General features: G+C 72.2%; 11 protein-coding genes. All 11 read right to left on the reverse strand.

Going from position 1 to position 14,039, the window contains the following annotated elements:
• Positions 1–107 precede the first annotated feature (107 nt).
• The 11 genes from AC067J_RS01140 to trpC all read right to left on the reverse strand — a co-directional run bounded on the left by AC067J_RS01140 (position 108) and on the right by trpC (position 13,786).
• Complete coding sequence (locus AC067J_RS01140) at positions 108–1,568, reverse strand: glutamate synthase subunit beta (RefSeq protein ID WP_478295857.1); 1,461 nt, start codon at positions 1,566–1,568, stop codon at positions 108–110.
• On the reverse strand, positions 1,561–6,171 hold the full coding sequence (gene gltB / locus AC067J_RS01145; protein WP_478296344.1) for a glutamate synthase large subunit: 4,611 nt from the start codon (positions 6,169–6,171) through the stop codon (positions 1,561–1,563). The genes AC067J_RS01140 and gltB overlap by 8 nt, the downstream gene beginning before the upstream one ends.
• Before the next feature lie 467 nt (positions 6,172–6,638).
• Positions 6,639–7,331, reverse strand: coding sequence for a VIT1/CCC1 transporter family protein (locus tag AC067J_RS01150; RefSeq protein WP_478296345.1), 693 nt, complete (start codon positions 7,329–7,331; stop codon positions 6,639–6,641).
• Between the two features lie 210 nt (positions 7,332–7,541).
• Positions 7,542–8,567: a prolipoprotein diacylglyceryl transferase gene (gene lgt / locus AC067J_RS01155; protein WP_478295858.1), complete on the reverse strand. Its 1,026-nt coding sequence runs from the start codon at positions 8,565–8,567 to the stop codon at positions 7,542–7,544.
• Between the two features lie 123 nt (positions 8,568–8,690).
• A complete protein-coding gene (locus AC067J_RS01160) occupies positions 8,691–9,530 on the reverse strand; it encodes a DsbA family protein (RefSeq protein ID WP_478295859.1) in 840 nt (279 codons plus the stop codon).
• A gap of 64 nt (positions 9,531–9,594) precedes the next feature.
• Positions 9,595–10,086 carry a MauE/DoxX family redox-associated membrane protein gene (locus AC067J_RS01165; RefSeq protein ID WP_478295860.1) on the reverse strand — a complete coding sequence of 164 codons (492 nt, stop codon included), beginning with the start codon at positions 10,084–10,086 and terminating at the stop codon, positions 9,595–9,597.
• A gap of 94 nt (positions 10,087–10,180) precedes the next feature.
• Entirely contained in the window at positions 10,181–10,453 is a 273-nt protein-coding gene (locus AC067J_RS01170) for a hypothetical protein (RefSeq protein ID WP_478295861.1), read from the reverse strand.
• A 239-nt stretch (positions 10,454–10,692) separates the two neighbouring features.
• The gene (trpA, locus tag AC067J_RS01175; RefSeq protein ID WP_478295862.1) at positions 10,693–11,502 is read right to left on the reverse strand and encodes a tryptophan synthase subunit alpha; all 810 of its coding nucleotides are present in this window, start codon (positions 11,500–11,502) and stop codon (positions 10,693–10,695) included.
• Between the two features lie 2 nt (positions 11,503–11,504).
• On the reverse strand, positions 11,505–12,764 hold the full coding sequence (trpB, locus tag AC067J_RS01180) for a tryptophan synthase subunit beta (RefSeq protein ID WP_478295863.1): 1,260 nt from the start codon (positions 12,762–12,764) through the stop codon (positions 11,505–11,507).
• A 55-nt stretch (positions 12,765–12,819) separates the two neighbouring features.
• A complete protein-coding gene (gene trpM / locus AC067J_RS01185; RefSeq protein WP_167352964.1) occupies positions 12,820–12,969 on the reverse strand; it encodes a tryptophan biosynthesis modulator TrpM in 150 nt (49 codons plus the stop codon).
• 10 nt (positions 12,970–12,979) lie between these two features.
• Positions 12,980–13,786 (reverse strand): indole-3-glycerol phosphate synthase TrpC, encoded by an 807-nt coding sequence (gene trpC, locus AC067J_RS01190; RefSeq protein ID WP_478295864.1) that lies wholly within the window; start codon positions 13,784–13,786, stop codon positions 12,980–12,982.
• Positions 13,787–14,039: the final 253 nt, after the last annotated feature.

Consider the following 14,039-nt stretch of genomic DNA (forward strand, 5'->3'; position numbering starts at 1 on the left):
CTGGTCGGGGAGAGGGCAGGCGCCAGGGACCGCGGTGGCCCGGCGACTCTGGCGGGATGCGGCTCGGTGCAACCCGGCGATGCGGCGCCGGGCGGTTCAGGGGTGCGTCAGACCACCAGGGGGCGGTCGGTCGGCCGGATCGGGGCGGGCAGCGCGGTCCTGCCGCCCAGGTACGTGTCCACGGCCGCGGCGGCCGAACGGCCCTCCGCGATGGCCCAGACGATCAGGGACTGGCCACGCCCGGCGTCGCCGCAGACGTACACGCCATCGACATTGGTGGCGAAACGACCGTCACGGGCAACATTACCCCGTGCGTCGAGGTCGACGCCCAGCTGCTCGACCAGGCCGTTCTTCACGTCGGTGCCGGTGAAGCCCATGGCCAGGGTGACCAGCTGCGCCGGGACGGCCCGCTCGCTGCCCGGCACCTGCTCGAACTTCCCGTCCTTGAACTCCACCTCGACGAGGTGCAGCTGCTGCACGTTGCCGTCCTCGTCGCCGCTGAAGTGGGTGGTGGAGACGGAGTAGATCCGCTCGCCGCCCTCCTCGTGCGCGGAGGTGACCTTGTAGGTCATCGGCATGGTCGGCCAGGGCTGGTTGGCCGGGCGGTCGTCGCCGGGCCGCGGCATGATCTCCAGCTGGGTGACGGAGGCCGCGCCCTGCCGGTGGGCGGTGCCGACGCAGTCGGCGCCGGTGTCGCCGCCGCCGATGACGACGACGTGCTTGCCCTTGGCGCTGATCGGGGCCTCGACGAAGTCGCCCTCCTGCACCTTGTTGGCCAGCGGCAGGTACTCCATGGCCTGGTGGATGCCCTTGAGCTCGCGCCCGGGCACCGGCAGGTCACGGGCGGTGGTGGCGCCGGCGGCGATCACGACGGCGTCGAACCGCTCGCGCAGCTGCTGCCCGGTGATGTCCTCGCCCACGTGCACGCCGGTGCGGAACCGGGTGCCCTCCGCCCGCATCTGCTCGATGCGGCGGTTGATGTGGCGCTTCTCCATCTTGAACTCGGGGATGCCGTAGCGCAGCAGGCCGCCGATCCGGTCGGCCCGCTCGTACACCACGACGGTGTGCCCGGCCCGGGTGAGCTGCTGGGCGACGGCCAGGCCGGCCGGCCCGGAGCCGACCACGGCGACCGTCTTGCCGGAGAGCCGCTCGGGGACCTGCGGGGTGACGCCGCCCCGGTCCCAGGCCTTGTCGATGATGGTGACCTCGACGTTCTTGATGGTCACCGCGTCCTGGTTGATGCCGAGCACGCACGCCGACTCGCACGGGGCCGGGCAGAGGCGGCCGGTGAACTCCGGGAAGTTGTTGGTCGCGTGCAGGCGCTCGATGGCACCGGTCCAGTCGTCCCGGTAGGCGAGGTCGTTCCACTCGGGGATGAGGTTCCCGAGCGGGCAGCCGTTGTGGCAGAACGGGATGCCGCAGTCCATGCAGCGGCCGGCCTGCTTGGTGATGATCGGCAGCAGACTGCGCTCGACGTAGACCTCGTTCCAGTCCCGCAGACGGACGTCCACGGGACGGCGCTCGGCCAGCTGCTTGGGCGTGGTCAGGAAGCCCTTGGGGTCAGCCATGTGCCGCCTCCATCATCTTGCGAGTGGTCTCGGCCTCGGAGAGGCCATCGCGCTCAGCGGCGTCCTTGGCGGCGAGCACTGCCTTGTAGTCGGTCGGCATGATCTTGGAGAAGCGGGAGACGCCGCTGCCCCAGTCCGCCAGGAGCTCGGCGGCGACGGTGGAGCCGGTCTCCTCGTAGTGCTGCTGCACGGTCTCGCGCAGCCAGTCCCGGTCGGCGGCGGTCGGGGCCTCGATGCCCACCATGCCGTCGTTGACGTTGGCCGGCCGCAGGTCGAGCACGTAGGCGATGCCGCCGGACATGCCGGCCGCGAGGTTGCGCCCGGTCTCGCCGAGGACGACGACCCGGCCGCCGGTCATGTACTCCAGGCCGTGGTCGCCCACGCCCTCGACGACCAGGGTGGCGCCCGAGTTGCGGACGGCGAACCGCTCGCCGGCCTTGCCGCGCAGGTGGATCCGGCCGCTGGTGGCGCCGTACCCGATGGTGTTGCCGGCGATGACGTGGTTCTGCGCGTCGTTGCCGATGGCGGCGGCGTCGCGGGCCGGGCGGACCACGATCACACCGCCGGACAGGCCCTTGCCGACGTAGTCGTTGGCGTCGCCCTCCAGCCGGAGCGTGATGCCGCGCGGCACGAAGGCGCCGAACGACTGGCCGGCCGAGCCGGTGAAGGTGACGTCGATGGTCCCCTCCGGCAGGCCCTCGCCGCGGTACCGCTTGGTCACCTGGTGGCCGAGCATGGTGCCGACGGTCCGGTTGACGTTGCGGATCGGCAGCTGGATGCGGACGGCCTCACCGCGCTCCAGGGCGTCCTGCGCCAGGTCGATCAGCTGGTTGTCGAGCGCCTTGTCGAGCGCGTGGTCCTGCGTGGTGGTGCGGTGCAGCGAGGCGCCCTCGGGCAGCGCGGGGACGTGGAAGAGCGGGGCCAGGTCGAGCCCGGCGGCCTTCCAGTGGTCGATCGCGGACTGCGCGTCGATGTGCTCGGCGTGGCCGACGGCCTCCTCGATCGAGCGGAAGCCCAGCTCGGCCAGGATCTCCCGGACCTCCTCGGCGATGAACTCGAAGAAGTTGACCACGAACTCGGGCTTGCCGGAGAACCGCTCGCGCAGCACCGGGTTCTGGGTGGCGACGCCGACCGGGCAGGTGTCCAGGTGGCAGACGCGCATCATGATGCAGCCGGAGACGACCAGCGGGGCGGTCGCGAAGCCGAACTCCTCGGCACCGAGCAGCGCGGCGATGACCACGTCACGGCCGGTCTTCAGCTGGCCGTCGGTCTGGACGACGATGCGGTCGCGCAGGCCGTTGAGCAGCAGGGTCTGCTGGGTCTCGGCGAGGCCGAGCTCCCAGGGGCCGCCGGCGTGCTTCAGCGAGGTGAGCGGCGAGGCGCCGGTGCCGCCGTCGTGCCCGGAGACCAGGACGACGTCGGCGTGCGCCTTGGACACGCCGGCCGCGACCGTGCCGACGCCGACCTCGGAGACCAGCTTCACGTGGACGCGGGCCGCCGGGTTGGCGTTCTTGAGGTCGTGGATCAGCTGCGCCAGGTCCTCGATCGAGTAGATGTCGTGGTGCGGCGGCGGCGAGATCAGACCGACACCCGGGGTGGAGTGCCGGGTCTTGGCGACCCAGGGGTAGACCTTGTGGCCGGGCAGCTGGCCGCCCTCGCCGGGCTTGGCGCCCTGGGCCATCTTGATCTGGATGTCGTCCGCGTTGACCAGGTACTCGGAGGTGACGCCGAACCGGCCGGAGGCGACCTGCTTGATCGCCGAGCGGCGCTCCGGGTCGTACAGGCGGTCCGGGTCCTCGCCGCCCTCACCGGTGTTGGACTTGGCGCCGAGGCGGTTCATCGCGATGGCCAGGGTCTCGTGCGCCTCGCGGGAGATCGAGCCGTACGACATGGCGCCGGTGGAGAACCGCTTGACGATCTCGGAGACCGGCTCGACCTCGTCGACGGGGATCGGGGTGCGGTCGAGGCCGTCCAGCCGGAACAGGCCGCGCAGCGTCATCAGCCGCTCGGACTGCTCGTTCACGCGGTCCGTGTACTGCTTGAAGATGTCGTACCGGCGGTTGCGGGTGGCGTGCTGGAGCCGGAAGACGGTGTCCGGGTCGAACAGGTGCGGCTCGCCCTCGCGGCGCCACTGGTACTCGCCGCCGATGTCCAGCGCGCGGTGCGCGGCGGCGATGCCGGAGGCCGGGTACGCCTTGGCGTGCCGGGCGGCCACCTCCTTGGCGATCTCGTCCAGGCCGATGCCGCCGAGCTTGGTGGTGGTGCCGGCGAAGTAGCCGTCCACCAGCTGCTGGGAGAGGCCGATCGCCTCGAAGACCTGCGCGCCGCGGTAGGAGGCGACGGTGGAGATGCCCATCTTGGACATCACCTTCAGCACGCCCTTGCCGAGCGCCTTGATCAGGTTCTTGATGGCCCTCTCGGGCTCGACGCCCTCGATGAAGACGCCCTGGGCGACGAGGTCCTCGACGGACTCCATCGCCAGGTACGGGTTGACCGCGCCGGCGCCGTAGCCGACCAGCAGCGCGACGTGGTGCACCTCGCGGACGTCACCGGCCTCGACCAGCAGCGACACCTGGGTGCGCTGCTTGGTGCGGATCAGGTGGTGGTGGACGGCCGAGGTGAGCAGCAGCGAGGGGATCGGGGCGTGCTCGGCGTCCGAGTGCCGGTCGGAGAGCACGATGATCCGGGCGCCGTCGGCGATCGCGGCGTCGGCCTCGGCGGCGATCGCGGCGAGCCGGGCGGCGAGGCCCTCGCCGCCGCTGGAGACCTTGTACAGGCCGGACAGCGTGACGGCCTTCAGGCCGGGCTGGTCGCCGTCGGCGTTGATGTGGACCAGCTTCGCCAGCTCGTCGTTGTCGATCACCGGGAAGGTGATGCCGACGGACCGGCAGGCGGCTGCCTCGGCGGCCAGCAGGTTGCCCTCGGGGCCGAGGTTGGAGAGCAGGGAGGTGACCAGTTCCTCGCGGATGGCGTCCAGCGGCGGGTTGGTGACCTGCGCGAAGAGCTGCACGAAGTAGTCGAACAGCAGGCGCGGCTTCTCGCTGAGTGCGGCGATCGGCGAGTCGGTGCCCATCGAGCCGAGCGCCTCGCCGCCGGTCCTGGCCATCGGCGCGAGGATGACGCGCAGCTCCTCCTCGGTGTAGCCGAAGGTCTGCTGGCGGCGGGTGACGGAGGCGTGGGTGTGCGCGATGTGCTCGCGCTCCGGGAGCTTGGCGAGCTGGATCTGGCCGGCCGCGACCCACTCCGCGTAGGGGTGCTCGGCGGCCAGCGCCGACTTGATCTCCTCGTCCTCGACGATGCGGTGCTCGGCGGTGTCGACGAGGAACATCTTGCCGGGCTGCAGGCGGCCCTTCTTGGCGACCTTCTCCTGGTCGATGTCGAGCACGCCGACCTCGGAGGAGAGGACGACGAGGCCGTCCTCGGTGATCCAGTACCGGGCCGGGCGCAGGCCGTTGCGGTCCAGCACGGCGCCGATCTGGGTGCCGTCGGTGAAGGTGACGCAGGCCGGGCCGTCCCAGGGCTCCATCAGGTTGGAGTGGTACTGGTAGAACGCGCGGCGGGCCGGCTCCATGGTGGCGTGGTTCTCCCACGCCTCCGGGATCATCATCAGCACCGAGTGCGGCAGCGAGCGGCCGCCGAGGTGGAGCAGCTCCAGGACCTCGTCGAAGGAGGCCGAGTCGGAGTGGTCCGGGGTGCAGATCGGGAAGATCCGGCTCAGGCCCTGGCCCTTGCTGTTGGCCGGGATGAGGTCGGTGGCGAGCTGGGACTCGCGGGCGGTCATCCAGTTCCGGTTGCCCTTGACCGTGTTGATCTCGCCGTTGTGCGCGACGAACCGGTACGGGTGGGCGAGCGGCCAGCTCGGGAAGGTGTTGGTCGAGAAGCGGGAGTGCACCAGGCCGAGCGCGGAGGCGTAGAGCCGGTCCGACAGGTCGGGGAAGAAGGGCTCCAGCTGGCCGGTGGTCAGCATGCCCTTGTAGACGATGGTGCGGGCGGAGAGCGACGGGAGGTAGACACCGGCCTCCCGCTCGGAGCGCTTGCGGACGACGAAGGCGAGCCGGTCCAGCGCGATGCCCTCGGCACCGCCCTCGCCCGCCGCGGCGAGGAACACCTGCCGGAAGCGCGGCATCACGCTGCGGGCGGTGGCGCCCAGCAGGTCCGGGGTGACCGGGACGTCGCGCCAGCCGAGGACGGTCAGGCCCTCCTCGGCCGCGATGGCCTCGATCTGCGCGACGGCGCCCGCGTCGGCGGCGTCCTCGTCGGGCAGGAAGGCGATGCCGACCGCGTAGGAGCCGGCCGCCGGGAGCTCGAAGGGGACCCTGGCGCGCAGGAAGGCGTCCGGGACCTGGGTGAGGATGCCCGCGCCGTCGCCGGAGTCCGGCTCGGCGCCGGTGGCGCCGCGGTGCTCCAGGTTGCGCAGGACGGTCAGCGCCTGCTCGACGACGGTGTGGTCGGCGATGCCGGTCAGCGTGGCGACGAAACCGACGCCACAGGCGTCGTGCTCGTTTCGCGGGTCGTACAGGCCCTGAGCAGCAGGTCGCGCATCCGGAACGAGCGCGTACGGCGGGCGCGCGGCGCCGGCCTGGGGCTCGTTGGCGGAGTGCATGGATGCAGACAGCATCGGCTCTCCCGTCGTCGTCTTTCGAAGCTGGTGCAGTAGGGACGACGTTGGCCCTGATGCGATTTCATGCAAGTTACATGATGCCCAAGAACCCGGGAAGCGGGATATCGCGTCCACATCGCGGACGGATCCGCAGGTCAAGGGTGCAATGAGAGGACATGCAGCAGTGCACGTCCCGACGATTGTGCCCGGCGTTCGGCGGCCCGAAACAGGGGCGAAACCCGTACGCCACAGAAGCCGATCATGGACACCTGCGAATCCATTCCCGGAGCCGACCCCCGGATGCGAATCCGCGGCTCCGGAGCCCGAATGGTGAGACTAGGCAAGGTGACGCCGAGTCCCCATGTGCGGAACGTCACGCGGTCGGACGCATAATCATGCAGACTTCCGCACCATCCTACGGCGCCCCGTCCGCCCCCGCCCCCGTTCCCCCGCTTCCCCTTCTGAGCGCCCTAGCCGACCTGGCCGCCGATCAGCCACCCCAGCAGGTACGTCACCCCGGCCGCCGCGCCGCCCAGCACCAGCTGCCGCAGCCCGCTGAACCACCAGCTGCGCGCCGTCACCCGCGCCACCACCGCGCCGCAGGCGAACAGCCCGGCCGTCGAGAGCAGCAGGGCCGGCAGCAGCGAGGTCGCGCCCAGCAGGTAGGGCAGCAGCGGCAGCAGCGCGCCGACCGCGAAGCAGACGAACGAGGACCCGGCCGCCACCCACGGCGAGGGCAGGTCGTCGGGGTCGACGCCCAGCTCCTCCCGGGCGTGTATCTCCAGCGTCCGGTCCGGGTCGACGGAGAGCTGCCGGGCCACCTCGCGGGCCAGCGCCGGGTCGACCCCGCGCTCGACGTACAGCTGCGCCAGCTCGGCCAGCTCGCCCTGCGGGTTGCGGCGCAGCTCCAGCCGCTCCGCCTCGATCTCGGCCTGCACCAGCTCGCGCTGGGAGGCGACCGAGGTGTACTCCCCCGCCGCCATCGAGCAGGCGCCGGCGGCCAGGCCGGCCAGGCCGGTGAGCACCACCGCGCCGCTGGAGACGGCGCCGCCGACGACGCCGGTCATCAGGGCGAAGTTGGAGACCAGCCCGTCCATCGCGCCGAACACGGCGGGCCGCAGCCAGCCGCCGTTCACGTCGCGGTGGTGCCCGGCGGCGGGGATTCGGGGGTGGTGCCCGGCCTCGGGGTCGAGGGTGGTCGCGTTCACGGTCGTCCGGCCTCCATTCGTACCTGCGATCGTCAGATCGCCTTACGAATCGACCGTAGCCCTCCTGAGCTGCGCACTTCCAGCAAAGTAAGGCTGTCCGAACAACGCTCCGGCCGCCCTCCGCGAGGGGTGCGGAGGGCGGCCGGAGTCGACGGGAGTCGCAGGTCAGGCGGGGTTCTTGGCGTCCTTCTCCAGCTTGTCGAGCTTCGCGGCGAGCTTCGCGGCCGAGCTCGTGGCGGGCCCGGGATCCGACGTGGTGTCAGCCTTTCCGCCCGGCCCGGCGCCCTTGCCGCCGGACGCCGCTCCCGGTCCCCCGACCGCGTCCGCGGTCGTCGCCGAGGCCGTCGCGGCCGCCGAGTCGGGCGCCGTCGGGTCGATGCTCGCCGGGTCCTCCCGGCCGGGCCGGGTCCTCCCGACGATCACGAGGTAGGCGACGGCGCCCAGGAAGACCGCGATCGCCACCCAGTCGTTGAGCCGCAGGCCCAGGATCACGTGCGCGTCGTCGATCCGCAGCCACTCGGTCCAGAACCGGCCCACCGTGTACGCGGCCACGTACAGCGCGAAGGCCCGGCCGTGGCCGAGGGTGAACCGGCGGTCCGCCCAGATCACCAGCGCCGCGACGCCCACGCACCAGAGCGACTCGTAGAGGAAGGTCGGGTGGTAGATCCCGGTGACGGTCTCACCGCTGGGCAGCGTCTTCTTGATCTCCAGGCCCCACGGCAGCGTGGTCTCCCGGCCGTACAGCTCCTGGTTGAACCAGTTGCCCCAGCGGCCGAGCGCCTGGGCCAGCGCGATGCCGGGGGCGATCGCGTCGGCGTAGGCGGGCAGCGGCACGCCCCGGCGGCGGGCCCCGATCCAGGCGCCGACCGCGCCGAGCGCGATCGCGCCCCAGATCCCGAGGCCGCCCTCCCAGATCTTGAAGGCGTTCCAGGGGTTCTTCCCCTCGCCGAAGTACAGCTGGTGGTCGGTGATCACGTGGTAGAGCCGGCCGCCGACCAGGCCGAACGGCACAGCCCAGACGGCGATGTCGCCGACCGTGTGCTTGCCACCGCCGCGGGCGACCCAGCGCTTGCTGCCGAGCCAGACGGCCACGACGACACCGAGGATGATGCAGAAGGCGTACGCGCGCAGCGGGAGGGGTCCGATGTTCAGGACGCCCCGCGACGGGCTGGGAATGTAGGCGATATCCATGGCAGCTCCGACGCTACAGGGTCCGCGGCCTCCGCCGGACACCCCGAGGGTCACAGATCGGCGCACAGCACGCCGCCGCCCCCTCCGGACGGGGAGGAGGCGGCGGGATCCGCGCGGTGGGGGTCAGCCCGCGGTCGGGGTGGCAGTGGGGGTGGCGGTGGCGGCCGGCGCGCTCGCGGTGCCCGGCTGCTTGCCCTGGTTGGCGGCGTCCACCCACTTGGCCAGGTTGGCCGGGGTGATCTCCTCGTTGTTGAACTTGGGGTAGATCGGCTGCCCGTTGAGGAGCACCGTCGGCGTGGACTTGTAGCTGGACTTGTCGAAGTCCTGCTGCACCGCGGACACCCATCCGCCGTACTTGTTGTCGTTGACGCACGCCTCGAACTCCGGCGTGTCCAGCCCCGGCACCTGCTTGGCCAGCTCGATCAGCGTGGAGTTCTTGCCGAAGGCGTCGTCGGTCTCCTGCGGCTGGTTGCGGTAGAGCACGTCGTGGTAGGCGCGGAACTTCCCGGCGTCCTGGGCGCAGCCCAGCGCGTTGGCCCCGTACTTGGAGCCCTTGCCGCCCACCGCCCGGTCGATGAACGAGACGATGTGGTAGTTCCCGACGATCTTGCCCTGGTCCTCCAGCTGGTCGATGGTCTCGGCGAACTCCTTCTCGAAGATCGCGCAGGCCGGGCAGCGCGGGTCCTCGTAGACGGTGAGCGTGGACGGGGCGTCGGGCGCACCGACCGGGATGACCAGGTTCTTGTCACCGATGGTGCCGGCCGGGGCCGCGGTCGGGGTCTCGGGCTTGGACCGCTCGTTCTGCACCACCACGCCGGTGACCACGGCGGCGGCGATCACCGCGAGTGCCACTCCGCCGACGATCAGCTTCTTCTTGCGCCGGCCGCGGGCCTCCTCCTCGGCCCGTTCCGCCAGCATCCGCTCGCGGGCGGTGCGCTTGCCTTCTCGGTTCTTCTCGCTCATCAGCCTTGGACATTCCAGGTTCGGGGGTGGGGGTGCGGTGGGACGGGCCTGCCCGGCGCGCTGCTCAGCTCGCCAGCCAGCCGTCCACCGAGAACTTGGTGCGGGGGCGCCAGATCAGCCACCCGGCCAGCAGCAGGAATCCGGTGTCGCGCAGGATCTCCTGCAGGTACTCGGTCTGTGAGGCGTCCACCGCCCCGCCGCCGCCGAAGCAGCCGCAGTCGATCGAGATGCCGCGCGCCCAGGCGGAGGCGATCCCGCCGATGAAGGCGAGCAGCAGCAGCGCGGAGACCACCGCGACCAGCCGGGTGGCGAGGCCGATCACCAGGAGCAGCGCGAGCGCCAGCTCCAGGAAGGGCAGCGCGTGGCCGACCGGCTTGACCAGGGCCTCGGGCAGGATCTCGTACGCGCGCACCGCCTGCGCGGCCTCGGCCGGGTCGGCGACCTTGGCCAGCCCGGCCCAGCCCCACACCACGGCGAGGCCCAGTCGGGCGGCCGTGCCGATCCACTCCGTCACCGGCCCGGCCATCCGGACAACCCCCTCGGGAAACACCGTCACGTCCTGGTGAACCGTATCCAGTGACGCCGGGTTCCTCCATATTCAGGAGTTAAGCCGAAAGAGTGAAGGTTGATGACGCTCTGTCCGATTCCGCCTAGCGTGTGTTCGGATCGCAGCCCGGCGGCCGGCCGAGGTCGTAGCGGCCCGCGTCGAAGAGGTCCCGCCGCCCCTCCCGGTCCGAGCGGGTGGCCCGTACCGCCGCCTCCATCCGGGCCGCCTCCGCGCAGACGTAGGCGTCCCGCTCGGCCCGCTCCACACCCCGCTTGGCCAGCGCCGGACCGACCACGCCCTGGGCGCCGAGGGCGGCGCCCAGCACCAGGGCGGCCGCGGCCGCCCGCAGCAGTACGGCTCGCTGGAGACCTGGCACCGGCCGACCCCTTCCGCTCGCTCCGCACCACCGGGGCACGTCGTTCGTGCACTCGTCCCTCCACTCAACGCCGGTCAACCCCCGTTGATGCGTGCACCCGCCACTGTTCACCCGTTCGGGTCGTCTCCGGCGCGCCGGGGAACGCGGGGAGCACCGGCGAGCACCGGCGAGCACCGGGGAACGCCGACGGCCCGCCACCCCCCGGTGAGCGGGGGGCGGCGGGCCGTCGGTCCCACGGGTCAGCGCCGGCGGACGCCCTCCGCCAGCTCGCCGGCCAGGGCGCGCACGGCGGCCAGTCCGGCCCGCTCGTCCCCGTCGGCGTCCAGGATCCGCTGCACGAAGGCCGAGCCGACGATCACGCCGTCCGCGAACCCGGCCACCTGCGCGGCCTGCGCACCGGTCGACACGCCGAGGCCGACGCAGACCGGCAGCTCGGTGGTGGCCCTGGTCCGGGCGACCAGGTCCTCGGCCAGGTCGCCGACCTGCGCCCGGCTGCCGGTCACGCCCATCACCGCGGCCGCGTACACGAAGCCGCTGCCGACCGCCGTGACCTCGGCCAGCCGCTTGTCCTTGCTGCTCGGCGCGACCACGAACACGGTGTCCAGACCGTGCTCCCCGGCCGCCTTGCGCCACTCCTCGGACTCCTCCACCGGCAGGTCCGGCAGGATGCAGCCCACGCCGCCGGCCGCGGCCAGGTCGGCGGCGAACCGCGCCGTCCCGTACCGCTCCACCGGGTTCCAGTAGGTCATGACCAGCACCGCGGCCTCCGGGTGCGCGGAGGCCACCTCCTGCACGGTCCGCAGCACGTCCTTGATCCGGACGCCGGCGCGCAGCGCGATGTCGTCGGCGGTCTGGATGGTCGGGCCGTCCAGCACCGGGTCGGAGTGCGGCAGGCCGATCTCGACGACGTCGCAGCCGCCCTCGATCAGCGCCCTGGCCGCGAGCACGCCGCCGTCCACGGTCGGGAAGCCGGCCGGCAGGTAGCCGATCAGCGCCGCGCGGCCCTCCGCCTTGGCGGCGGCCAGGATGCCACTGAGCTTCGAAGCCATGGTCACTTACCCCCGTGGGCGGAGCCGGCGCCCGGCTCGTCGTACAGGCCGAAGTACTCGGCCGCGGTGTGCATGTCCTTGTCGCCCCGCCCGGAGAGCGAGACCAGGATGGTGGCCTCGGGCCCGAGCTCGCGGCCCAGCTCCAGGGCGCCGGCCAGCGCGTGCGCGCTCTCGATGGCCGGGATGATGCCCTCGGTGCGGGACAGCAGCCGCAGTGCCTGCATGGCGGCGTCGTCGGTGACGGGCCGGTACTCGGCCCGGCCGGTGTCCTTCAGCCAGGCGTGCTCCGGGCCGACACCCGGGTAGTCGAGGCCGGCCGAGATCGAGTGCGACTCGATGGTCTGGCCGTCCTCGTCCTGGAGGACGTAGGTGCGGGAGCCGTGCAGCACGCCCGGGTCGCCCTTGGTGAGGGTGGCGGCGTGCTTCGGGGTCTCGGCGCCCTCGCCGGCCGCCTCGCAGCCGATCAGGCGGACGCCGGCGTCCGGGATGAACTCGTGGAAGATGCCCATCGCGTTGGAGCCGCCGCCGACGCAGGCGACCACGGCGTCGGGCAGCCGCCCGGTCCGGTCCAGGACCTGCTGCCGCGCCTCGACGCCGATCACCCGGTGGAAGTCCCGGACCATCATCGGGAAGGGGTGCGGCCCGGCCACGGTGCCGAACAGGTAGTGGGTGTAGTCGACGTTGGCGACCCAGTCGCGGAACGCCTCGTTGATGGCGTCCTTGAGGGTGCGGCTGCCGGAGGTGACGGCCACCACCTCGGCGCCGAGCATCCGCATCCGGGCGACGTTCAGCGCCTGGCGCTGCGTGTCGACCTCGCCCATGTAGATGGTGCAGTCGAAGCCGAACAGCGCGCAGGCGGTGGCGGTGGCCACGCCGTGCTGGCCGGCGCCGGTCTCGGCGATGATCCGGGTCTTGCCCATCCGTCGGGTGAGCAGCGCCTGGCCGAGCACGTTGTTGATCTTGTGCGAGCCGGTGTGGTTGAGGTCCTCGCGCTTGAGCAGGACGCGCGCGCCCCCCGCCTCGGCGGAGAACCGGTGCACGTCGGTCAGCGGGCTCGGGCGGCCGGTGTAGTCCTTGAGCAGCGCGTCGAGCTCGGCGGCGAAGGCCGGGTCGGCCTTGGCCTTCTCGTACTCCTCGGCGACCTGCTCCACGGCGGCGACCAGGGCCTCCGGGATGAAGCGGCCTCCGTACGCGCCGAAGTAGCCGCGTGCGTCCGGCACCTCGGCGCCGGGCAGGTAGTCCTTGGCGGACTTGTCGGACATGGTGAAGTCCTTCGGGAACTCGGGAAGATGACGACAGGAACGTCGGAACGGCCGGTCAGCCGTGCGTCCCGCGCCATCGCCGCCCCGGCACCTGCCCGGGCTCGCAGCCGATGACGTACCGCACCCGCCTGCCCAGCACCCGGCGTGCGGGCGCGCGGCAGCCGCGCGGGCGGCAGCCGGGGGCGAGACGGGTGGCGATCTTCATGGCGTCGGGGTCAGTCCTTGTGCCGGATCGCGGGGTGGGCACCGGCCGCGACCAGGTCGGCCACCGCGGCGCGCGGGTCCTTGCCGGTCACCAGGGACTCGCCGACCAGCACCGCGTCGGCGCCCAGGTTGGCGTAGGAGATCACGTCCAGCGGGCCGCGCACACCGGACTCGGCGATCTTGACGATGCCGTCCGGGATGGCGTGGACGACGTTGCCGAAGGTGTTGCGGTCCACCTCAAGGGTCTTGAGGTTGCGGGCGTTGACGCCGATGATCCGCGCGCCGGCGTCCACCGCGCGGGCGATCTCCTCCTCGTCGTGCACCTCGACCAGCGGGGTGAGGCCGATCGACTCGGCGCGCTCGATCAGCGACACCAGGGCCGGCTGGTCGAGGGCCGCGACGATCAGCAGCGCGAGGTCGGCGCCGTGGGCACGGGCCTCCCACAGCTGGTACGCGGTGACGATGAAGTCCTTGCGGAGCAGCGGGGTGTCCACCGAGGCGCGGACGGCGTCCAGGTCGGCCAGCGAGCCGCCGAAGCGGCGCTGCTCGGTCAGCACGCTGATCGCGGCGGCGCCGCCGGCGGCGTAGTCGGCGGCCAGGGCGGCCGGGTCGGCGATCGCGGCCAGGGCACCCTTGGACGGGCTGGAGCGCTTGACCTCGCAGATCACCCGTACGCCGTCGCCCTTGAGCGCGGCCACGCCGTCCTTGGCGTCCGGGGCCTTGGCGGCGAGCTCCTTGAGCTCGTCCAGCGACACTCGGGCCTGCCGCTCGGCGAGGTCCTCGCGGACCCCTTCGATGATCGAGTCGAGCACACTCACGCAAGCGCCCCCATCATGTCTGCTAGTTCTGCTAGCGAGGAGCCGGACGGCCAGTGGGCCTCCGGCCCTTCGATGGTATCGGCAAGGGGGGGCGCCCAGCGCATCCGCCCGGCGCGCGTCTCGCGGAGCGGACGCCCCCGGGGCCGCTCCGAGCTGCGGTTTCACGCCTCCTCCACCCCACCCGGAACCCGCCCGGGAGATCACCCGGGACCCCGTCCGGGAGATCACCGCAGAGATCACCGCAGACCCGCCC

This window comes from Kitasatospora sp. NPDC042419 (assembly GCF_056437345.1).

Coding starts and splice junctions, on each gene's coding strand:
- AC067J_RS01140 (WP_478295857.1), bottom strand. CDS start 1,568: ATGGCTGACCCCAAGGGCTTCCTGACCACGCCCAAGCAGCTGGCCGAG.
- gltB (WP_478296344.1), bottom strand. CDS start 6,171: ATGCACTCCGCCAACGAGCCCCAGGCCGGCGCCGCGCGCCCGCCGTAC.
- lgt (WP_478295858.1), bottom strand. CDS start 8,567: ATGGATATCGCCTACATTCCCAGCCCGTCGCGGGGCGTCCTGAACATC.
- AC067J_RS01160 (WP_478295859.1), bottom strand. CDS start 9,530: ATGAGCGAGAAGAACCGAGAAGGCAAGCGCACCGCCCGCGAGCGGATG.
- trpA (WP_478295862.1), bottom strand. CDS start 11,502: ATGGCTTCGAAGCTCAGTGGCATCCTGGCCGCCGCCAAGGCGGAGGGC.
- trpB (WP_478295863.1), bottom strand. CDS start 12,764: ATGTCCGACAAGTCCGCCAAGGACTACCTGCCCGGCGCCGAGGTGCCG.
- trpM (WP_167352964.1), bottom strand. CDS start 12,969: ATGAAGATCGCCACCCGTCTCGCCCCCGGCTGCCGCCCGCGCGGCTGC.